Here is a 21,345-nt window from a genome sequence, read left to right on the forward strand (position 1 = left end):
ATGACAAAAAAAATCGGTTTTATCGTCGGCAGCTTGCGGGAAGGTTCTTACAATAAACTCGTAGCGAAAAAATTCGCATCACTATTACCAGAAGGTTTTGAAGCATCTTTCATCGAGATCGGCAACTTGCCTTTTTACAATGAAGATTTGGAAGTTGAAGGAAAAGTTCCTGCTGAATGGACAGCATTTCGTGAAGCATTAAGCGCCGTTGATGGTGTCTTCTTCTTTACACCAGAATACAACCGCTCTGTTCCTGCAGCCTTGAAAAATGCTTTAGATGTTGGTTCTCGTCCTTACGGTGCGAGCAGTTGGGGTGGCAAACCAGCCTTAGTCGTCAGCGTTTCTCCAGGAGCGATCGCTGGATTTGGTGCGAACCATCATTTGCGTCAATCATTAGTCTTTTTGGATATGCCTACTCTGCAACAACCAGAAGCCTACATTGGCGGTATCACAAACTTGATCGATGAAAACAATGAGATCAACCCAGATACAGTAAGCTTCTTCGAAACGATCCTTGCAAAATATATTGAATTCTTTCAACGATTCAACTAATGAAGAATCCATACAAAAAGACCAAGAAATGAAGCGACCCCCAAAAGTTAGACCAAAAAATCTAACTTTTGGGGGTCGTTATTTGTATGGCAAAATATCCTTTTGAATTAAAACTAAAAATCGTTAAAGAATATCTTAGTGGCGTGGGCGGATATCGGTATCTTGCCAACAAATACGGTATTTCAAGCAAGTCTCAAGTAAGTAATTGGGTGAATGCCTATCGTGAATACGGAGAGGAAGGTCTATTGAGAAAGCATCAAAATCAGAAATATTCTGTTCAATTTAAGTTAAATGCGCTAGAGTTATATCAAACAAGTGAGATGTCCTATCGAGAAGTTGCTAGCACTTTAGAAATGAACAACCCTGCGCTTATTGCCAATTGGATGCGTAATTTCAGAGAAGCAGGTATTGAGGGGCTCTCAAAAGAGAAAGGGCGACCACTTACTTTGACTAGAAAAAAAGAAAACAAAAAAGAAAATACAACAACTGAAGAACGCGAGCGTATCAAGGCATTAGAAAAGCAAGTCCGATCCCTTCAAATTGAGAATGCCTTTTTAAAAGAGTTGAGGAAGCTGCGAAAACAGGAAGCCCAGCAAAGACGCAAGAATCAATCGCACGAATCATCGCCAGCCTCCGAGGATCATTCAAACTAGTTGAGCTTCTTGAAACATTGAAATTTCCTAAAGCAACCTATATGTATTGGCAGAAACGGTTTGACAGACCAAACCCAGACCAAGAAATTGAAGAAAAAATGCTTGAAATTCGTAAAGAGCATAAAGACTATGGCTGTCTGCGATTAAAAAAAGAATTAGAGAATCAAGGGATTCATGTCAATAAAAAGAAGATTCAACGTCTGATAAAAAAACTAGGTATCGAAGTAAAGTCTTACACTCGAAAATCTCGACGGTACAATTCTTATCGTGGGAAGGTTGGTACTGTCGCCAAAAATCGTATTCATCTTCGGTTTTATACAAATATCTGTCACCAAAAAATTACAACTGATACCACAGAGTTTAAGTATTATGAAGTAGACACCACAGGTGTCGTTCGTCAGAAAAAGCTGTATTTAGATCCTTTCATGGATTTCTACAATAGTGAAATTCTATCTTATCGGATTTCTGAAAAACCAAACGCACTAGCCATAATGGAAGGATTAGAAGAAGCAATCCAGATGACAAATGATTGTCCATTTCGTAGAACCTTCCATTCAGATCAAGGATGGGCCTATCAAATGAATGCTTATAAGAATAAATTGAAACAGCATAAAATCTTCCAGAGTATGTCTCGTAAAGGGAATTGTTTAGATAACTCACCTATGGAAAACTTCTTTGGTTTATTAAAGCAAGAGATTTTTCATGGAGAAGTCTATCGGAGTTTAGATGAATTGAAAACAAAAATTGACCAATATATCTATTATTACAACCATAAACGCATCAAAAAGAAATTAAATTGGCGAAGTCCGGTTCAGTTTCGAGAAGCTGTAAAAACAGCTGTCTAACAGTTAATCTTATCGTACAAAAAAGGAGTGGATTTCTCCACTCCATAAAAGTCTAACTTTTTGGGGTCACTACAAAACTCGGCACTGAGTTTCTTGGTCTTTTTTACTGTGAAGAATAATCGTTTGCGCTTTTTACTCGCTGCCTGACACAGCCTTTCGGACAAAATGGAGTTCTGTCAGTTCTCCCATCTGTTTTGTTTCAACAAACGTCAAGCGTCTCGAATATCCCCCCGGTTCAAACAGCCGCTTGCCTTCTCCTAAAAACACCGGCGCGATTTGAATAAACCATTCATCGATCAAATCAGCTTCCAGCAATGGTTTTAATAAGGAACCTCCCCCTACTACCCATACGTTTTCCTCTTGTTTTAATGCTGAAACAAATGCCACTGGATCCGTTGACACTAGCGTTGCATCTGGCAACGGTTCTTTTTGTGTACGGGAAAAAACATAATTTGTCGTTTCGGGGTACAACAGTCCACCATCCATAAGTTTTTTTGCTTCTTGATAGGTCTTTCTCCCCATCACTGTCGCATCGATGGTTGCAAAAAATGCTTCATAAGTCGTGGCGACACCGGTATCGGTTTGAAACAGCCAGTCCAGTTGATCCTTCAGACCTGCTAAATAGCCATCGAGGCTGATCGCACCATAGAATATCAATTTTCCCATTATGCTCGCTCCTTTATTCTTTGTTTGCTGCTGATGTTCGACAAACACAAGTGACTAAATGGTCGTTGACCATGCCGACAGCTTCCATAAAGGCGTAAATAATGGTCGTTCCGACAAATTTAAACCCTCGCTTTTTCAAATCTTTCGCTAGCTGATCGGAGATTTCCGAATGGGTCGGTACATCGGATTGCTGCTCAAATTCATTAATGATCGGCTGATGATCGACATATCGCCACAAGAATGCGGAGAAACTACCATATTCTTGCTGGATTTTTAAAACTTCTTGGGCATTGCTGATCGCCGCTTCAATCTTTCGCCGATTGCGGATGATTCCTGGATTCATCATCAGTTCTTCCACTTTTTCTTCCGTATAGTTCGCTACTTTGGTGATTTCAAACTGATCATACGCCGCATCAAAATTCGCCATTTTATTTAAAATCGTTTGCCAGCTCAACCCTGCTTGATTCATATCTAACACCAATTTTCGAAACAACTGCTGATCCTCATACTCAGGTTTCCCCCAGATTGTATCATGATACTCCTGCATCGCTGGTGTACTGTTGGCCCACTCACATCGTTCCATTGTCCTCATCAGCTCCTTTTTGTTTATTTTATCATAAAAGACTTTACTTCCACTAGTGTACTACGTATACTAGTACACATAAATGAAAGGAGCTGATTTTGTGGTTCGCATTAACAAAGCCAGCAGCAAACCTTACTATGAGCAATTGGTTTTAAGTATCAAAGAAGATATTCTGAACGGTGTTCTAACCGCTGGAGACCAAGTACCTTCGGTTCGTGAAATGGCCAAGCACCTGTTGATGAATCCAAATACCGTCAGCAAAGCCTACAAAGTATTGGAAAATGAGCAAGTGCTTGTCACCATCAAAGGAAAAGGCACCTTTGTGAAAGTTACTGAGGATCTGCCACGCGATGAGATTCGGATCTTACAAGTGAAAGAACGTTTGAAAGAATTGGTGATCGAAGCACGCCATTTACAGATCAGCATGCGTGAGCTGAGCGATTGGATGAATGGCTTTGAACAAGAGTTAGGAGGCGATCCACAGTGAAGATCGAACATGTGACCAAGAAAATGGAACAAACAACTATCTTAGAAAACGTGAACTTCTCTTTGGAAAAAGGAGAACTCGTAGGATTGATCGGCCGCAATGGTTCTGGGAAAACCACGTTGTTTCGGACGGTCGCTGGACATTATTTACTAGATGATGGCGAGATTTCAATCGATAACCAACGCCTGGATCAGCACCCGGAATTAAAAGAACAGCTTTTTTATATCGATGAAAAAGAAAACTTTCTGGCTGCCTACTCGTTAAAAAAAATCAATCAATTTTATCGGCTTGCTTATCCGAATTTTGATCAAAATCTTTATTTAGAATTGATGCAAAGCCATGGTCTGCCGCTAACGCTTTCTTACCGGCGAATGTCAAAAGGAATGCAAGGTCTTTATAAGATGATTCTAGCGATCGCTTCAAATGCGACGTTCTTACTGTTAGACGAACCTTTTGATGGGCTTGATGTGATCGTCCGTAAAAAAGTGATCAGACTATTGCTGGAAAGCCTCAGTGAGTCGAATCGTACCGCATTGATCGCTTCCCATAATCTAAATGAATTAGAGCATATTATTGATCGTGCCTTGTTGATCAAAGGGAAAACGATTGAAGGAGACTACCGTTTGGAAACGATTCGCGAACAATCTCGCAAACTCCAACTTGTCTTTCGCAGCAAACAGATTCCTCCCCTTATCAAGCAGCGCTCCAAGCTGATTCAAAAACAAGGACGGGTTCTGACCGCTTTGTTTGACAATTACACAGAGGAGCTGGCGGCTGAGATCCAGCAACTTGATCCTTTGGTTTTCGAAGAATTGCCATTGACCTTGGAAGATCTGTTTGAAGCAAATTTACGACAAGAGGCATTAGTGGAAGGATAGAGGTGGAAAACGATGTTAAGCAATATATTTAAAGAACGCTACGGCAAGCTGCTGATCGGCTTTTGTTTTGTCTTACTCTTAATGTACCTTGGTGATGGCTGGCAATCACAAAAAGCCTGGCATCAGCAAGAACGCTATTTGACATCTGAAGAATTTATCAAAGATTTCAACGAAAATCGAGAGTACTATGTCAAAAGCTACAAGGGTGAAACCCCGGTTTACTTTGATTCGGCAACAGAGTACCGCGATGCGGTATTGACGATTAGCAATGAGTCCCCTGATGAGATTTATTACAATCGCCCTTATATGACCACCATGAATCAATTTGTGATTGTCTTCCTGTTTATTTGGGGCTTCTTGTCCTTTTTTGTCGATGGCCGCACCAATTTCAATCGCTTTTTATTTGCTTTACCCTTTAGCAGAAAGCACGTCTTCCACAAGAAACTGCTTTTTATCGGCTTACCCTTGACCGCTTGTTTAGTCTTGGGTCTGTTAGGTCATATCCTGATCGAATACACGATGATCCCAGCTCGCTATCTCGCTGTGCCGCTTCAAGACGTGCTGCTTTCTGCCCTTAGTACCTTGGCAACGAATCTGCTAGTATTTGCTGCAGGTCTCTTGTTAGGCGTTTTGCTGGGGAATCTGTTTACTGGCATGCTCTCGGTCTTCTTCACTATTTCTCTAGGATCAATGGGGTATAGCTTTTTCCAATGTACCCGCGAGTTTTTTAGTTTTGTGTTTCTTGGTCATGGGGATTTTCTGATTCCTTTTCAAACGTGGATCGATTGGCCGCAAGGATATGTCTACCCTTGGTGGCTGCTGCTCCTTTACCTCGGCTTGAGCGGCTTGCTGATTCTTGCTGCCGAAAAAGTGTTCTCGAAAATCTCTTTAGAAAATGACGGTGATTATTTAACGATCCCTAAATTGCGCGCACCAGTTTATTGGCTGCTTTCTTTGGGAACCTGGTTCTATTTATCCATGATTTCTTATTACCCACTAGAAATTTTTTACCGTAATCTCTATGAGGGGTATGATGTCAGTCTCTGGAACATCGCTCTTCGGCTCGGTTTATTACTGGTTGCCTGCTTATTCATCAGTTTGCTGCTTGTCTATCCTAAAGCGCTGATGAATTGGTGGTACAAACGAAAAAACAAACAAATCAGTGGAATATAAAAAAGCATCCCTGCAACATGTTCTTGTTGCAGGGATGCTTTTAAGTTTAATGTCTAGGTTTGTCGTCGTCTTTTTTGTCAAAGAAGTCATTTACTTTACGAGAAACATCATCCGCAAAATCTTCAACCTTATCTTTGGCTTTCCCATATTTATTTTGGGTTTTGCCTTTTAATTCTTCGGAGTCATCTCCTGTAAGTTTCCCTTTTGTTTCGGTTACTTTTCCTTCAATGCGATCTTTGTTTGTCATCGTAAAAAACTCCTTTCATACTTGCTATAAATTAATAGTAGCACCATTTAACAGAAAGCACGAATGTTCTGCTTCTATCCTATTCTTAGAGTTGTCCGCAACGATAGTTGATCGCTATTTTTGACTCTTGGACGATTTGAGATATTCGGTAGAAAGCTGGCTTTCTCTATAAAAAAGGATGTTCTTTAGATGTTCTATTTGATGTTCTTTGAAGGAGTTCATTTAAAGAGGACGCTGTGAGCATAAAAAAGCATGACCTGAAGAAGCCAATCTGAGGAGCTGCAGTTGCTAGAATCAGCAGGTACAGCTTCTCGATTTGGTGCCTTTTCAGATCATGTTTTTTAATTACACGAAGATAAGGTTCAGTTCTCAGTTCCTATCAGTGTTAAACGATTATTTGCGTTTTTTCTTTTTCTTCTTTTGTTTCTTGACCATGCGATTCATGGCCATTTTTCCAAGTTTCCCTTTGACCCCACCGCCAAACATTTGATCCATGCCAGGAATGTTCATATTCCCTTTACTCATTTGCTGCATCATTTTGCGAGATTCTTTGAATTGTTTGATCATACGGTTGACTTCGACGACACTGTTTCCAGAACCGGCGGCAATCCGGCGACGACGGCTTGGATTTAACAAATCAGGATTTTCCCGTTCAGCTGGTGTCATAGAATAAACCATGGCTTTTTGTCGAGCAATTTGTTTCGGATCAACTTTGACATTTTCGATACCAGGCATTTGACTCATTCCCGGAATCATTTTTAAGAGATCTTCAATTGGGCCCATGCCCATAACTTGATCGATCTGTTCGACAAAGTCATTGAAGTCGAAGGAGTTTTCCTTCATTTTTTGAGCAAGTTCTTCTGCTTTTTTCTCGTCGTAATCTTGCTGTGCTTTTTCGATCAAAGTCAGCATATCACCCATACCGAGAATCCGACTAGACATCCGATCTGGATGGAATACTTCAAGGTCGGTCAATTTTTCACCGGTACCAGTGAACTTGATTGGAGCGCCCGTAACTTGACGAATCGACAATGCCGCCCCGCCACGAGTATCGCCATCTAGCTTGGTGATGACTACCCCTGTGATCCCCAGTTGTTGATTGAAGCTTTCCGCCACGTTGACAGCATCTTGTCCTGTCATCGCATCTACTACCAGTAAAATTTCATTTGGCTGTGCCAAGTCCTTGATTTGTTTTAGCTCTTCCATCAAGTTTTCGTCGATATGCAAACGACCCGCCGTATCGATCAAAACGTAGTCATTTTTCTTTTCCCGAGCCAAAGCCAATCCTTGGCGGACGATTTCAACTGGGCTGACATCAGTTCCCATATCAAAAACAGGTACATCCAATTGCTGCCCTAATACTTTCAACTGGTCGATCGCAGCTGGTCGGTACACGTCACCAGCGATCATTAATGGACGTGCGTTTTCGGTTTTGATCAAATGGTTGGCTAATTTCCCAGCAAAGGTGGTTTTCCCTGCCCCTTGCAAACCAGCCATCATGATGATCGTTGGGATCTTCGGTGATTTTTCGATCCCAACTGTTTCTGATCCTAATGTTTTGGTTAATTCTTCATCAACGATCTTAACGATTTGTTGCGCTGGAGATAGGCTTTCTAATACTTCTACCCCCACTGCCCGTTCACGGACATTTTTGGTAAACTCTTTTACAACTTGCAGATTGACGTCGGCTTCTAATAAAGCTAGACGAATCTCACGCATCATTTCTTTTACATCTGCTTCAGATACTTTTCCTTTTCTGCGCAGTTTGCTCATTGCCTGCTGGAGGCGTTCAGTTAAACTTTCAAATGCCATTTTTTTCATTCCTTTATTCTTCAATTTCTTGGAGCTGTTGAATAAACCCCTGTAAGGTTTCGTCTTTTGGATAGTGGGTTTTCGTATACTCGCTTAGCTGATCCAGCAAGTCTTCCCGCATGATATAATCCGAAAACATATGTAGTTTTTTTTCATAGTCTTCTAAAATACGTTCGGTGCGTTTGATGTTGTCATAGACTGCTTGACGGCTAACTTGATACTCTTCAGCGATTTCTCCTAGAGAAAAATCATCTGCGTAATACAATTCCATGTAATTCATCTGTTTTTCCGTCAATAACGTGGAATAAAACTCAAACAACGCATTCATGCGATTGGTCTTTTCAATTTCCATTTGCTTCCTCCTGTTTTGCAAGCCATTCGACATCGGACAAAACAGTCATGCCTTTTTGTCGAAAATAGGCACAAGCGACACCGACCCCTGTTTTTTTGATTCCAGAAAAATTGCCATCATAAATCGTCTGACTGCCACAAGAGGGACTTTTCTCTTTTAGGATCAGTTGGGTGATGCCTTGCTCTTGCAATTTTTGATAAGCAATTTTCGCGCCTTTAGTAAATTGTTCCGTCACGTCTTCTCCTGAAATGGTGACGACCTTCGCTCGTTGCGCCCAAACATCCACCCCATCGCCACCGACGATTTCGGCCGGTTCACGTGGAATCGGCAAGCCGCCAAGAACTTCTGGACAGACCATCATGGCTTGACCCGCACGAACAAGTTCGATCAATTGTGGTACTGCTTGATGTTTTCCATCGTAGCGGCAAAGGGCACCGCCTAGACACGCACTGATTCCAATCATTTAGCACCCTCAGCTTTCCTATGAAATCGTCCTTTATTATAGCATTTATTTAGTGGTTGCAATAGTACCAATTGTCTATTCATGCTAAAATAGGACTTGTTCGTTGAAATTTAATCGTTTCTTGAAAAAAAGAAACGAAAGGAGTCTATCATGAAAAAAATACTCGTTGTCGATGATGAACCTTCAATCGTCACACTTTTAACCTTTAATTTAGAAAAAGAGGGCTACCAAGTCGTTTCCGCCTCAGATGGTCAAAAAGCCTTCGACTTGGCGTTGTCAAAACCTTTTGACTTTATCATCTTGGATGTCATGCTGCCGAATTTGGACGGTATCGAAATCACAAAAAAATTACGTCAAGAAAAAATCGAGACACCGATCCTCGTCTTGACCGCAAAAGATGATCCGATCGACCGTATCTTGGGCTTAGAGATCGGGGCTGACGACTACTTGACGAAACCCTTCAGCCCTCGAGAAGTATTGGCTCGAATGAAGGCCATCTTCCGTCGCTTAGAACCTCGTCAAAAAGCACGAGAAGAAGATCAACCTGCAGAAATCTTGCAAATCGGCGGAATTCAAGCCGATCTGACCAATTTCCAGGTCAGTGTGAATGGGGAGAAAATCTTCCTGACCCCAAAAGAGTTCGAGCTGCTGGTTTACTTTATGAAACGTAAAGGCCGCGTGATCGATCGCGATACCTTACTCAATCGTATTTGGAATTTTGACTTTGATGGACAAAGTCGCATCGTGGATGTTCACATCAGTCATTTAAGAGAAAAATTGGAAGCTGATCCCAAGCGTCCAGAATACTTGGTGACCGTTCGAGGATTTGGGTATAAATTTCAGGAGCCGACCCAATGAAAAAACGCTATGGCTATGGTTTATGGTCAATCGGTCTATTGCTGATTTTTTTCCTGTGTTGGCAAGTTCTAAGCAGTTTTTACCGTCAGCAAGTCATCGCCCAGCAAGTGGATTTTCTGCAAGAGAAAGCCGCTGTGTTTTTGAATCTCTCAGATAACCAAACCGCAGCGCTCGAACAATTTGCCGATGCCTATGTTCAAGACAGCAATAGCCGCATCACTTTGTTAGATGATCAAGGCCAAATCATTTTCGATACTTATGATCATACCCTCCATGAAAACCGCTCCGATCGTCCAGAGGTTCAAGCCGTTTTGCGCGGAAGCGCCGTTGGTCAATCGTTGCGGGAAAGCGACACCTTGCATGAAGAATTGCTTTACGTGGCGATTCCTGTCAAAGAAGATGGAAACTTAACTCAAATCTTGCGGATCGCAGAACCGACTGCTGCTTTTTTTGCGAAAAACCAAGGAATCAAGCAATCGATCTTGATTGTCTATCTTGTCTTTTGTTTCTTGATCAGCCTGCTGATTTTTCACACGCTGCGTCAGCGGAATCGTCCAATCCAAACGATTCTGCCCGTCGTAAAAAAAATGATCACCTCGCCCGATCAACAAGCAATCATTATGCAAGAAACCCCTGAACATGACGAGTTGTATCAACTGATCAATCAGCTGAGCGAACAAATGAGCCAGACCTATCGGGCCTATGCGGCATCTGAACAACAGTTGTATGGACTGCTCAGTGAACTGATGATCGGTGTCTTTATCATTAATGAAGAAAATCAACTGCTGCTGTTGAATCCGACGATGCAAGAACAGTTGGGGATGGAAACTGCGCCAACCTTGCCGCAGCCCTTCACTGAAGTGATTCATGACACACAACTGATCCAATTGATCTATCAATTTAACGACGAGACCCCTATTTTCCATGCGGAAACCACCCTTAGCGGGGAACGTTCAAAAGTCTTGGATGTTACCTTGCGAAGCTTCCAAGAAAACCAGTTGATTGGTATTTCTTATGACTTGACGCGCATCCGACAATTAGAAAAAATGCAAAAAGATTTTGTCGGCAATGTTTCCCATGAATTAAAAACGCCGGTAACTTCCTTGATTGGGTTTACCGAAACACTGCTGGACGGCGCCAAAGAAGACCCAGAAACATTGCAGACCTTTTTAGAGATCATTCAAAAAGATGCTTATCGCTTGAAAAATCTAATACAAGATATCATCCAACTGTCTCAAGACAGTGATTCTTTCCAGTATGTCGACCAACCGATCAACTTTTCTGAGCTGCTGCAACAAGTCGTTCAAACCTATGGTCCCGCAGCTGCTAAGAAGCAATTGACCTTTCAATTTGAAGGACCCGAACCCTTCATTTTATCTACCAAAAAAGAGCTGCTGCAGCCCATCGTAAAAAATCTGGTAGAAAATGCTGTCACCTATTCAAAACCTGGTGGTGTCATCACATTATCCTATTCAGAGCAAGACGACCAGCTGTTATTTCAAGTGCAGGATCAAGGCATCGGCATCGATGAAGAAGATCAGGAACGGATTTTTGAGCGGTTTTATCGGGTGGACAAAGCCCGCGCTCGCAATTCTGGCGGCACTGGACTTGGGCTGGCTATCGTTAAAGACTATACCAAATTATTAGGCGGCAGCATCAAGGTTGACAGTTTCCCCAAAATTGGTTCTACCTTTACGGTGACTTTGCCGCTTCATGAAAAAGATGATTATTGATAAAAAACAGCCGATAACAGGTGAATAATTGTTATCGGCTGTTTTCGTAGTTGTTTTTCATTACCAAATGAAGCACCAGCCAATACCATCTTCTTGATGCTTTAAACACAAAAAAGAAGGAGCATTCTCCTTCTTCGGTCATTTCACTATTCAACATTCGTTACTTCGCCGTCTACACTGCGTTCTACTTTCATATCAGTGATTGGCAAGTAACCTAATTCGATAACGATTCCTTGTTGGACATCGTCTGTCATGATGTAATCAAGAAACGCTTTGACGTTTGCATCTGGCTCGCCGTTCGTGTACATATGCTCGTAAGACCAGATTGGCCATTTGTTATCTGCAATATTTTCAGGAGTCGCTTCTACCCCATCAAGAGATAGCGCTTGGATCGAATCGTCCAAATAGGATAAAGCAAGGTAGCTGATTGCTCCTGGTGTTTCAGCAACGATTTTACGGACTGTTCCAGAAGAATCTTGCTCTTGTGTTTGGATCGTCTCTGCACCATCTAAGCCCCATTTTTCAAAGGTCGCTCTCGTACCGCTGCCTGATGCGCGGTTGATTACAGAGATTTCTTGATCTGCTCCGCCTAGTTCAGACCAATTCTTCACTTTGCCTGTAAAAATATCGATTAAATCTTGTTGGCTAAGGTCCGTAACGCCTGCGTCTTTATTTACCACTGGTGCCATACCAACTACGGCTACTTTATGGTCAACTAATTTGCTAGCATCCACACCATCTTTTTCATCCGCAAACACATCGGAATTGCCGATCGTCACCGCGCCTGCTTCTACTTGACTTAAGCCAGTTCCGCTGCCGCCACCTTGAACCGTAATTGTATAATTGGGATTGTCTGCTGAGAAGCTTTCACCTGCTGCTTCAACCAAGGGTTGCAATGCCGTTGAGCCCACAGCTAAAATTTCTACATTTTCATTTGATGCGGCACCTGATGAAGATCCGCCTGATGCTTGACTGCTCTCAGTGCTTGCGCCACCGCTCCCACAGCCAGCTAATAATAATCCAGTTGCAAAAAATAAAAGTCCCAATTTTTTCATTTAGTAAATCTCCTTTCGTTATATGCTTAGTTTAGCAAGGCGGTGTAAAACCTTGATGGATTTCATGTAAAGAATCGATAAAGCGATGTAAATATTTTGTAAAGTTCGTCGATTGCCTAAAAAAGCCCCCGCTGCATCCATCAGAGGGGGCTTACTTTATCTAACACTTATGAACTAAAGAAATGTCTGTAGAATCATTTGCTTTGCATATAGCGTGTCAAGCGATCCATCGCTTCCACCAAGTTCTCCATACTTGCCGCATAGCTTAAACGAACATAGCCTTCTGCTTCGGGACCAAAGGCGATCCCTGGAATGATTGCTAATTGATTCTTTTCGGCTAAGTCGACACAAAAAGCCATGGAATCTTGGTTGAAACCTGCTGGTATTTTGGCAAAAATGTAGAATGCACCAGATGGCTTCGCCATTTCAAAACCAAGGGCAGTCATCTTTTCAAACAAGTAATCTCGGCGTTCACGGTAATCGGCTTTCATGACTTCTGCATCATTGATGCCTTCGATCAATGCCCGCACTGCGGCTTTTTGAGAAATCGTTGAGGCCGCGGTCACTAAGTATTGGTGGACCTTAATGATCTGAGCAGTCAACGCTGCTGGTGCAAAAATGAAGCCGACGCGCCAACCAGTCATCGCGTGTGATTTCGACAAGCCGTTGATCACGATCGTTTGATCCCGCAAGTATTCAGCAATGGACACATGGGTTTCATCATAAGTCAACTCACTATAAATTTCATCGCTAATAACAAAAACGGGGTATTTTTCTAAAACTTCTGCCAATGCTTTGACTTGTTCTCGGGTATAAACAACCCCTGTTGGATTGCTAGGATAATTTAAAATGACTGCCTTGACTTGCTCCCCATGTTCTTTTAAGGCTGCTTCTAAAACTTCTGGCGCTAAAACAAAGTCATTATCCGTCGTATCAAGATAAATCGGTTTGGCATGAGCTAAATGGATGACTGGTTCATAGCCTGGATAAATTGGTGCTGGTAAAATCACTTTATCACCAGGTTCCAGCGTGGCTAATAAAGAAGCTGAGATTGCTTCCGTTGCACCGATCGTCACTAATACTTCTGATTGAAAGTCGTAATCAAGCTGATATTTATTTTTCAAAAAGAGGCTGGCTGCTTGCCGAACATCTGCTAAGCCTGCCATTCCAGAATAGTGGCTGAAATTTTGTTCGATTGCTTGGACACCCGATTTTTTCACGTGCTCCGGTGTGTTGAAATCCGGCTCGCCTAACGTTAACTTTAAAATATCAGGAATTGAAGAAACCCGTTCATCAAATTTACGAATCAATGAAACAGCTATATTGTACACTTCGTGATTGAAGCGTTGGCTTACGTCTGCCATAGTATCACTCCTTTGAATTAAGCAAATTCATTCGCTATTGTTGTTAATCCTAACACAAAAAGGCGACAATTTTAAGCAACGGATGAAATTAATCTAATAACGATAAATTCGTTTGCTCATTTACAAACGAAATCAATTTGTGTTAGTATATATCTAAACAATAAAAGGAGAACCCAAAATGAAACCTTATCAAGAGTTTACCATTTCTGATTATCAGCAAGGATATGTCGCAACACCAACGGAATATTGTTGCGTATTTTGTCAGGAGACCTTCGACAAAGAAGAAATCTATCCCGTTGATGGCGCCTTTTTTACAGCAAAAAAACGAATGTTGCAGCATATCACTGAGCATCACGGAACCGTTTTGTCCGCATTGTTGGCTTTACCCAAAGAACAAACAGGCTTATCAGAGAGCCAACAGGAGATTTTACAACTGTTTGCCCAAGATGTTAGCGATACTGTGATTGCCCAGCGCTTAGGTATCTCTTCTTCGACTGTCAGGAATCATCGCTTTAAACTAAAAGAAAAACAGCGACAAGCGACTGTTTTTTTAAGTATCATGTCCTTGTTGCAAGATACCCCGTTGCTGCCGCCTCATAAAGGGGCGACGATGCTTGATGATCGCTATGCCATTACGGCTAGTGAAAGAGAAAAGATCATTGCCACTTATTTTGATGAAACGGGGTTTATCAAACAGTTTCCCAGCAAAGAAAAGCGCAAGATTGTTGTCTTGAGTGTACTGGCACAAAAATTTGATCCGAAGAAAAATTATTCAGAAGCTGCTGTCAACGATGTATTAAAACAAGCGATCACCGATTACGTCACTGTCCGACGTTATTTGATCGAATACGGATTTATGCAACGGACGAAAGACGGGAAAACTTACTGGCTGACTTAAAACCTAGTCTGTAACTGGCTGGAACTTTTGTTGGTTGGATGAGCAGTATCTTTCACAGTTTAAAAAAAGTTAATAATCTCCACTTTTTTACAACAAAAAAAGACAAAGTACGAAAACATCCGTACTTTGTCTACCGTCTGAAACGCTGGGACAAGTTCCAGCGTTTATTTTTCTTTTAGAAAGATTTTTTTGATGATCAATTTATCAAATAATTGCGTTTGATTGTCTTGTTCTCCAATGACTTCAGCGGTCACCGATTTACCATCTTGTTTTTTACGTAGCTGGTAAACGATCTTGCCTGTTTCTTTCAATTCGTTCACCATGTCAACGACACCGCCAAAACCAGTTTTACGAGTGATGAACCCTAGCGCCACCATTCGCTCATCTAAATTTTTTGCCGAGATGCTCGCACCGGTGATCAGCGCTTGCCGCATGATTTGTAAGAATTCCTCTAGCCCTGCCACTGGCGGCTGTTCGGGTTCTTCTTCCATCATCGGTCGCTGACGCAAATAATCTAATTCCTGCAATAACGTTTCATACTGCTCTTGTGTCAACATGACCCCCGCCACTTTTTCACGATTGAATACATATACTGCTGTTCCTGCTTCTCGCGCTTGATTAAATACATCCATCGGAGATTTTTTTACTTCAGTAATTGAAGTAGTGGGAACATCCAATTTCTTCAGTTCCATAATCAACGTCCTCCTTGTCTCAACGAACACATTATAGCATAAATCCAGAAGCAGATTATAGAGGTATTTCACTGCTCCTAGGAAAAGAAACAAAAAAGCGGCTAATCGCCGCTTTTTTCGATTGATAAGGTCATTGCATTGATGGCAACGATGATCGTGCTCATAGACATCAAGACAGCTCCGACTGCTGGGTTCAAAATGATCCCGATCGGTGCGAGCACGCCAGCTGCCAAAGGAATGGCAAAAATATTGTATCCTGCGCCCCACCAGAGATTTTGAATCATCTTGCGTCTTGTTTTTTTCGCCAACGTCAAGAAGTGCAAGATGTCTTGAGGTTCGCTATTCGTCAAAACGACATCGGCTGAATCGATCGCTACATCGGTACCCGCTCCGATCGCAATCCCGATCGTCGCTCTTGCAAGACTTGGGGCGTCATTGATCCCATCGCCTACCATTACGACGCGCTTGCCCTCTTTGACATAGTCACTGACTAGACGTTCTTTATCGTCTGGCAACATTGCCGCATGGAAGGCTTCGATTCCTAGGTAATCGGCTACGGCTTGCGCCGCTTCTTGGTTGTCTCCAGTAGCCATAACTGGCGTGATGCCTAAGTCTTTCACTTTTTGAATAAATTGACTCGCTTCTGGTTTCACCTTATCCCCTAATGCGACGATACCTTCCACTTTGCCGTCATGAACCAAATAGCTGATGGTATTGCCCTGTTCTTGATAATTTTTCAAGGAGTTCCCTTGATACTGAATGGCTAATTGCTCCAATCCTTTTTGATTGACGATCAACCACTTCTGTCCATCGATCACGCCTTCCAGACCAATCCCTGTCCTTGTTTGAACATCAGTCGCCTTTTTGGCTGTGATGTTTTCCTTTTCAGCTTGGGCTAAAATACCTTCTGCGATCGGATGATTGGCGGTTTTCTCAAGACCTGCTAGGTAAGCGAGTACTTCTGATGCAGAAAGACTGCCTGTCGCCTCGATGCCAGTTACGGTAAATGTTCCTTCTGTTAACGTACCGGTCTTATCGAGGATCAGATAATCAACATGATGCGCATTCTCCAGTGCGTTGCGATTTTTTAAGAGCAAGCCATTTTTGGCAGCGATCGATGTCGAGCGAGCAACCACGAGGGGAATCGCTAGCCCTAACGCATGGGGACAGGCAATGACGAATACCGTGACCATTCGATCAAGAGCAGTCGGTAGGTCAGCAACAAACAGCCATACAGCAAATGCCAAGACACCAGCAACTAACGCAATATAAAACAGCCATTTTGCCACTTTGTCCGAAAGTGCTTCTAAGCGGGATTTATCTTCTTGGGCTTTTCGCACCATTTCCATGACTTTCGCTAAGTAGCTGTCTTCCCCAGTTCCTTTGACTTCCATCGTGATGGTACCATTGCCGTTGACAGATCCTCCAATGACAGTACTGCCGACGGTTTTAGGTACCCGTCTGGATTCACCAGTCACTGCCGACTCATCGATTGTTGTTTCTCCTTCAAGGATCGTTCCGTCTGTAGGAATCTTATCTCCTGAGCGAACGATCAACTGTGTTTTGTTGGTCACTTCTTCTAATGGAATCTGTTCTTCTGATCCATCCGCATTTTTCCGAATCACTTCTTTTGGCAATAGTTCTGCTAATTTCTGTAATGCATTGCCAGCATTAGAAACTGCATTCATCTCGATCCAATGCCCCAACAACATGATCACGATCAAAGTCGCTAGTTCCCAGAAGAAATCCATTACATGAGGAACAGCAAGAAAATGATTGGCGATAAACGCGTAAAGACTATAAAAATAAGAAACCGTGATCCCCATAGCAATCAACGTCATCATGGCTGGGCTTTTTTGTTTCAATTCCATTTTCGCACCACTTAAAAACGGCTGCCCTCCATAGAAAAACAGGATCGTTCCTAAAAGTAATACGACCCAATCTGAGCCAGGAAACGTGAATTGAAAGGGCAATTCGATGCCCATCATTGGCGATAAAATGACGATTGGAATCGCCAAAACCAAGGATAGCCAAAACTTTTGCTTAAAATTTCCCATATGCATACTATGATCCATGCCACCCATTCCATGATCCATCTGACTATGATCCATACCAGACATCTCATGATTCATGTGACTATGATTCATGCCAGACATCTCATGATCCGTGTGACCGTGATCCATGCCAGACATCTCATGATCCGTGTGACCATGTTCCATGCCAGACATCTCATGATTCATGTGACTATGGTTCATGCCAGACATCTCATGGTCCTTGTGGCCATGATCCATGCCAGATATCTCATGGCCCTTATGGCTATAGTCCATGCTGGACACTTCATGATCCATAGGACCATGGTTACTATCGGAGCTTTCATGCTCCTGCTGTTTTGATGTCGCCCTGTGATGATCCATCCCATTCATCTCATGGCTAGGCTCAGGGACTTCTGCCAGCTGTGATTGCGTATGTTGCTCTTGTCCCTGTGTACCATTATCCCGCTCATTCAAAGCAGGTTCATGCCTATGATGGCTTGACGTCTGACTATTACTTGCGGAAGACGTTTTTTTCTGATTCATCCTAGTATTCCCCTTCCTATTTCACTGAATGTGCGTACAGTCTTGCTCCTTCATACAAAAGCTTCAAGCGGCTGGACACTTTTCATTTGTTTTGATTTTTCATTTTCACTTTAGCAATTCCATTGCTTACTCAAATACCCCTTGATAACCCGCTTCGGTGACCGCATTGACTAAGGCTGTTTCTGTCACTTGCGACTCGTCAAACTTGACTGTTCCGCGAGCTTTTTTCAAGTCCACTTTGGCTTTTTTCACACCCGGTACTTCACTAAGCGCTTTTTCAACTTTTGCGGCACAATGGGCACAATTCATTCCGCTGATTTGCATGTTTTTTTTCATTACGATTCCTCATTTCTTTTAACAGTTCGTCGGCTACTTATTTTGTTGCATGGGTTTTGCATTGGCACTGACCAGGAATACAATTACATGAAATCGCTGCTACTGGCACTTTTTGGTCGACTGCTGCTTGGAGCATCGCCAAATCTTCTGCCGTCAATGCTGCTTCTTGGATCATTTCTGCTAATGTCTGCCCAACTTTTTTGGCACAAATATGAGAAAAAAGATTCTCAGCTGCGCTGCGAACGGTTGCTTCTTCGGAAACAAGCGGCGAATAAACAAATTTTTTTCCTTGGCTTTCTGTTTTCAATACGCCTTTTTTGACGAGTCGTCCTAAAAGCGTCTTGACCGTTGCTGCTTTCCAATTTTTATTTTCGCTCAATAAAGCGGTGATCTCTTTCGCGTCGGATTGTCCTAATGTCCAGATCACACGCATGACTTCCCATTCAGAATCGCTGATTTTGATTGGTTCGACCACAGATTGCATTTGTCCACTTCCTTTCATAAGTGATTCACATTTTTAAGTTTACATCTGTAATCGGATTTTGTCAAAAAAAAGCATCGCCAAACTTTCTGCGTTTTGACAATGCTTTTTTCTATTTCATTAAAAATGATTTGGTTCCTATGCTTAAAAGTGGACCTGATACGTCGTCACAGAGTGGAAGGGTTCTTCTGGACGCAACACGATCTCACCAAAGTGGGTAAATTTCTCAGAGCCAGGAACACCTTGTGTTTCGATCGCCATCCCGCCATGATTGGCAAAAGGACCAGTCTTCATTGATGCACCAGCTTCTCCCTCACCCGTTGTGTAAATAACAACGGCAGGACGGTCAGTAGTTACAGTCAGCTGCACTTTTTGATCGGGACTGGTTACTTTTAGATCCCACTCTTGCGTATGGTCTAATAAGAACGGATCATCCAACATCGTCGTTCCCATCGGGCGTTCTTGTCTAAAATCAAACTTTGTGCCTGCGACAGGCGTTTTTTCACCGGTCGTCGTCACATCGTCATTCGTTTCAGCCACATGTTCGGCATTGATTTGAACCAAATGGTCATCGATCGGCTGTTGGGTATCACCTGTCAAATTGAAATAACCGTGGTTCGTTGGGTTAAATAAAGTCGCTTTGTCAGTGTTGGCATCATAAGCAAGCAATAGTTCATTGTCATTCGTCAACGTATAGGTGACTTGATAACGAACATTCCCAGGAAACCCGCCATCGCCATCTTGCCGTGTGGTAGTAAAAATCACCCCAGCTTTGTCTGCTTCTTCAAAGGTTTCAGTGATCCATGTATCAGTATCCAGCCCCTTTGAACCGCCATGAAGCGTATTGCCGCCATCATTGTTTTCCGTTTGGTATTCTTGTCCGTCGATCTCAAAGCGAGTACCTGCGATCCTTCCCGCCACAGGGCCGATCGTTGCGCCATAATAACGTGCTTGGCGATGTCCTTCGATCGTGTCATAACCGACCACAATGTCGCGACCTTCTTCTACTGGAACGACCCAATCCAATAAGCGTGCGCCTTCAGGACTTAGCCTTACGATGGTACCGCTATCATTGGAAAGCTCATAAATTGTTCCCATTTTTTCTGACGTCAGTTGTTTCACATTTGGCATTCGTTCATATCCTTCTTTCTTTGGTTAGTCTGCTACTCTTTTTAAGTATAGCCGTTAAGGGCTAGATCCGTCAATTCAAGACGGAAGAATTCGACAGGAAACGGCTTTGCTTCTGCCACTTCAAAAAAGCGGCAAGAGCACCCCACTGATTTTTATGAATCATTGATACGCAGCTGCTCGGCAAAAATCAGGATTCCCGGCCTGATTTTTTACCGTTTGGTTTCTATCAATATCCATTTCATCCGTTGGGTTCTTTTGCCGCAACTGTCATCGGTTATTTTTTGTGTTTTGCTTGGTAATGTTTTCTCTTTCGTCGCTTTTCTTTAGTCTGAGAAACATTAGCAGCCAAATCTTTGTTTTCTTTTTCTTGATCAGCATTTCTTCTTTCAGCACGTTCAGTTAGTAAACTTTGTCTGAATCGCCGATTTCCCAGAAACTTTAACGCACACATGAGTGGTTGACGATTTTCACCGACTAATCCAATCAGCTCAATAAACAGCTCAATTCCAAATCCTGTGCTAATGATTAATAAAACAATCGCTGTATTGCTCGCGTAATTCATTAGTAAAGCAATAAAAGAAAAGACTAATGCTAAGGCATAGATCGTTAACACTGTGCCGCGATGAGAAAACCCTAACGACAACAATCGATGATGCAAATGCATTTTATCGGCAGAGGAAATCTTCTGTTTATTAAACTTTCTTCGAATCATCGCATAAACGGTATCCGTGATCGGTACACCGAGAATAAACATGGGCGTCAGAACAGAAATAAAAGTTGCGTTTTTCAATCCTTGTAGTGAGAGCACAGAGATCATAAATCCTAAAAACAATGCTCCGGTATCTCCTAGAAAAATGGTTGCTGGATAAAAATTATATGGAAAGAAACCGATGATTGCTGCGATCAAAGTAAAAATGACCATTGGTACTTCCACAAAATTCGGCAGAAAGAAATAGCTGATAATCCCTATCGTCGTCAAACTGATAATAGAGACGCCGCTCGCCAACCCATCGAGACCATCGATTAAGTTCACCGCATTGGTAATTGCCAGTATCCAAATCAAAGTCATAGGCAAGGCAAACCATCCCAGATCAATAAAGCCAAAATAAGGAATCGTGACTGTGCTGATTTTTATTCCAGCAACGAAATAAATTTCCAGCGCTGCGAATGTCAGACCTATTAATTTTTGCATTGGCGACAGTTCAAATATATCATCCAACAATCCTGTAATCACCACTATTGTTGCACCTAAAAGAATCGGCCAAACGAAGTCGAAAGGAATCATTGTTCGAAATTCCCAAAGCAGCGCAAAGGAAAAGGCTAAAAAAATACTTAATCCCCCAGCTGAAGGCATGGTCTTCGTATTGATCCGACGCTCTCCTGGGCGATCAACTGCGCCAATCTTGCAAGATATCAATTTGATGACTGGTGTCAATAATAAAGACACGATCATTGTTATAAATAAGCGCATTACAAATTTGAATGCAAAATCCATCGTTTATTCTCGCTT

Annotated in this window: 23 protein-coding genes; 9 read left to right on the plus strand and 14 right to left on the minus strand. The window is 42.4% G+C overall.

Annotated elements, in window-relative coordinates:
* From IGI69_RS11640 to IGI69_RS11650, 3 genes are all read left to right on the plus strand, one after another.
* The gene (locus IGI69_RS11640; protein ID WP_005228916.1) at positions 1–552 is read left to right on the plus strand and encodes an NADPH-dependent FMN reductase; all 552 of its coding nucleotides are present in this window, start codon (positions 1–3) and stop codon (positions 550–552) included.
* 86 nt (positions 553–638) lie between these two features.
* Positions 639–1,205, plus strand: coding sequence for a helix-turn-helix domain-containing protein (locus tag IGI69_RS11645; RefSeq protein WP_016249831.1), 567 nt, complete (start codon positions 639–641; stop codon positions 1,203–1,205).
* The gene (locus IGI69_RS11650; RefSeq protein WP_438741533.1) at positions 1,175–2,050 is read left to right on the plus strand and encodes an IS3 family transposase; all 876 of its coding nucleotides are present in this window, start codon (positions 1,175–1,177) and stop codon (positions 2,048–2,050) included. Before IGI69_RS11645 ends, IGI69_RS11650 begins: the two co-directional genes overlap by 31 nt.
* Positions 2,051–2,182: 132 nt before the next feature.
* Here IGI69_RS11650 and IGI69_RS11655 read toward each other — a convergent pair whose 3' ends face one another.
* Both IGI69_RS11655 and IGI69_RS11660 read right to left on the minus strand, forming a co-directional pair.
* Positions 2,183–2,716 carry a dihydrofolate reductase family protein gene (locus IGI69_RS11655; protein WP_438740902.1) on the minus strand — a complete coding sequence of 178 codons (534 nt, stop codon included), beginning with the start codon at positions 2,714–2,716 and terminating at the stop codon, positions 2,183–2,185.
* A 13-nt stretch (positions 2,717–2,729) separates the two neighbouring features.
* Positions 2,730–3,299, minus strand: a complete 570-nt coding sequence (locus tag IGI69_RS11660; RefSeq protein ID WP_034869182.1) for a DNA-3-methyladenine glycosylase I — start codon at positions 3,297–3,299, stop codon at positions 2,730–2,732.
* Between the two features lie 100 nt (positions 3,300–3,399).
* Between IGI69_RS11660 and IGI69_RS11665 the strand changes: the two genes are divergently transcribed.
* Genes IGI69_RS11665 through IGI69_RS11675 form a run of 3 tightly spaced genes read left to right on the plus strand, consistent with a single transcriptional unit; the run spans position 3,400 to position 5,837 of the window.
* A complete protein-coding gene (locus IGI69_RS11665) occupies positions 3,400–3,786 on the plus strand; it encodes a GntR family transcriptional regulator (RefSeq protein ID WP_005228910.1) in 387 nt (128 codons plus the stop codon).
* On the plus strand, positions 3,783–4,664 hold the full coding sequence (locus tag IGI69_RS11670) for an ATP-binding cassette domain-containing protein (protein WP_438740905.1): 882 nt from the start codon (positions 3,783–3,785) through the stop codon (positions 4,662–4,664). The genes IGI69_RS11665 and IGI69_RS11670 overlap by 4 nt, the downstream gene beginning before the upstream one ends.
* A gap of 12 nt (positions 4,665–4,676) precedes the next feature.
* Positions 4,677–5,837: an ABC transporter permease gene (locus IGI69_RS11675; protein WP_074536045.1), complete on the plus strand. Its 1,161-nt coding sequence runs from the start codon at positions 4,677–4,679 to the stop codon at positions 5,835–5,837.
* A gap of 46 nt (positions 5,838–5,883) precedes the next feature.
* Here IGI69_RS11675 and IGI69_RS11680 read toward each other — a convergent pair whose 3' ends face one another.
* From IGI69_RS11680 to IGI69_RS11695, 4 genes are all read right to left on the minus strand, one after another.
* Positions 5,884–6,084, minus strand: coding sequence for a CsbD family protein (locus IGI69_RS11680; protein WP_005228904.1), 201 nt, complete (start codon positions 6,082–6,084; stop codon positions 5,884–5,886).
* A 393-nt stretch (positions 6,085–6,477) separates the two neighbouring features.
* Positions 6,478–7,896, minus strand: a complete 1,419-nt coding sequence (ffh, locus tag IGI69_RS11685; protein WP_005228902.1) for a signal recognition particle protein — start codon at positions 7,894–7,896, stop codon at positions 6,478–6,480.
* A gap of 13 nt (positions 7,897–7,909) precedes the next feature.
* Entirely contained in the window at positions 7,910–8,248 is a 339-nt protein-coding gene (locus IGI69_RS11690; RefSeq protein WP_005228897.1) for a putative DNA-binding protein, read from the minus strand.
* A complete protein-coding gene (locus IGI69_RS11695; protein ID WP_010749736.1) occupies positions 8,238–8,711 on the minus strand; it encodes a DUF523 domain-containing protein in 474 nt (157 codons plus the stop codon). The genes IGI69_RS11690 and IGI69_RS11695 overlap by 11 nt, the downstream gene beginning before the upstream one ends.
* Positions 8,712–8,861: 150 nt before the next feature.
* Here IGI69_RS11695 and IGI69_RS11700 point away from each other — a divergent pair, with 150 nt between their 5' ends.
* Both IGI69_RS11700 and pnpS read left to right on the plus strand, forming a co-directional pair.
* The gene (locus tag IGI69_RS11700; RefSeq protein WP_221693213.1) at positions 8,862–9,569 is read left to right on the plus strand and encodes a response regulator transcription factor; all 708 of its coding nucleotides are present in this window, start codon (positions 8,862–8,864) and stop codon (positions 9,567–9,569) included.
* Positions 9,566–11,302 (plus strand): two-component system histidine kinase PnpS, encoded by a 1,737-nt coding sequence (gene pnpS, locus IGI69_RS11705; protein ID WP_087627809.1) that lies wholly within the window; start codon positions 9,566–9,568, stop codon positions 11,300–11,302. The genes IGI69_RS11700 and pnpS overlap by 4 nt, the downstream gene beginning before the upstream one ends.
* 146 nt (positions 11,303–11,448) lie before the next feature.
* Here pnpS and IGI69_RS11710 read toward each other — a convergent pair whose 3' ends face one another.
* Positions 11,449–12,357 carry a phosphate ABC transporter substrate-binding protein PstS family protein gene (locus IGI69_RS11710; RefSeq protein WP_016608721.1) on the minus strand — a complete coding sequence of 303 codons (909 nt, stop codon included), beginning with the start codon at positions 12,355–12,357 and terminating at the stop codon, positions 11,449–11,451.
* A 194-nt stretch (positions 12,358–12,551) separates the two neighbouring features.
* Positions 12,552–13,721, minus strand: a complete 1,170-nt coding sequence (locus tag IGI69_RS11715) for a pyridoxal phosphate-dependent aminotransferase (RefSeq protein WP_074536051.1) — start codon at positions 13,719–13,721, stop codon at positions 12,552–12,554.
* Between the two features lie 178 nt (positions 13,722–13,899).
* On the opposite strand from IGI69_RS11715, the gene IGI69_RS11720 reads away from it, so the two are divergent.
* The gene (locus IGI69_RS11720) at positions 13,900–14,619 is read left to right on the plus strand and encodes a DUF2087 domain-containing protein (RefSeq protein ID WP_434236280.1); all 720 of its coding nucleotides are present in this window, start codon (positions 13,900–13,902) and stop codon (positions 14,617–14,619) included.
* A gap of 164 nt (positions 14,620–14,783) precedes the next feature.
* Here the strand turns inward: IGI69_RS11720 and IGI69_RS11725 are convergent, their stop codons facing one another.
* From IGI69_RS11725 to IGI69_RS11750, 6 genes are all read right to left on the minus strand, one after another.
* Positions 14,784–15,311 (minus strand): hypothetical protein, encoded by a 528-nt coding sequence (locus IGI69_RS11725; RefSeq protein WP_010749742.1) that lies wholly within the window; start codon positions 15,309–15,311, stop codon positions 14,784–14,786.
* 101 nt (positions 15,312–15,412) lie between these two features.
* On the minus strand, positions 15,413–17,887 hold the full coding sequence (locus IGI69_RS11730) for a copper-translocating P-type ATPase (RefSeq protein WP_438740910.1): 2,475 nt from the start codon (positions 17,885–17,887) through the stop codon (positions 15,413–15,415).
* A 126-nt stretch (positions 17,888–18,013) separates the two neighbouring features.
* Positions 18,014–18,223: a copper chaperone CopZ gene (copZ, locus tag IGI69_RS11735; RefSeq protein WP_005228873.1), complete on the minus strand. Its 210-nt coding sequence runs from the start codon at positions 18,221–18,223 to the stop codon at positions 18,014–18,016.
* Between the two features lie 37 nt (positions 18,224–18,260).
* Positions 18,261–18,707: a CopY/TcrY family copper transport repressor gene (locus IGI69_RS11740; RefSeq protein ID WP_008377382.1), complete on the minus strand. Its 447-nt coding sequence runs from the start codon at positions 18,705–18,707 to the stop codon at positions 18,261–18,263.
* A 141-nt stretch (positions 18,708–18,848) separates the two neighbouring features.
* Positions 18,849–19,835, minus strand: coding sequence for an aldose epimerase family protein (locus IGI69_RS11745; protein WP_010749744.1), 987 nt, complete (start codon positions 19,833–19,835; stop codon positions 18,849–18,851).
* Positions 19,836–20,109: 274 nt separating this feature from the next.
* Positions 20,110–21,330 (minus strand): glycosyltransferase family 4 protein, encoded by a 1,221-nt coding sequence (locus IGI69_RS11750; protein WP_074536060.1) that lies wholly within the window; start codon positions 21,328–21,330, stop codon positions 20,110–20,112.
* Positions 21,331–21,345: the final 15 nt, after the last annotated feature.

The organism is Enterococcus sp. DIV1083b, from assembly GCF_051713705.1.
Lineage (GTDB): Bacteria > Bacillota > Bacilli > Lactobacillales > Enterococcaceae > Enterococcus_D > Enterococcus_D casseliflavus.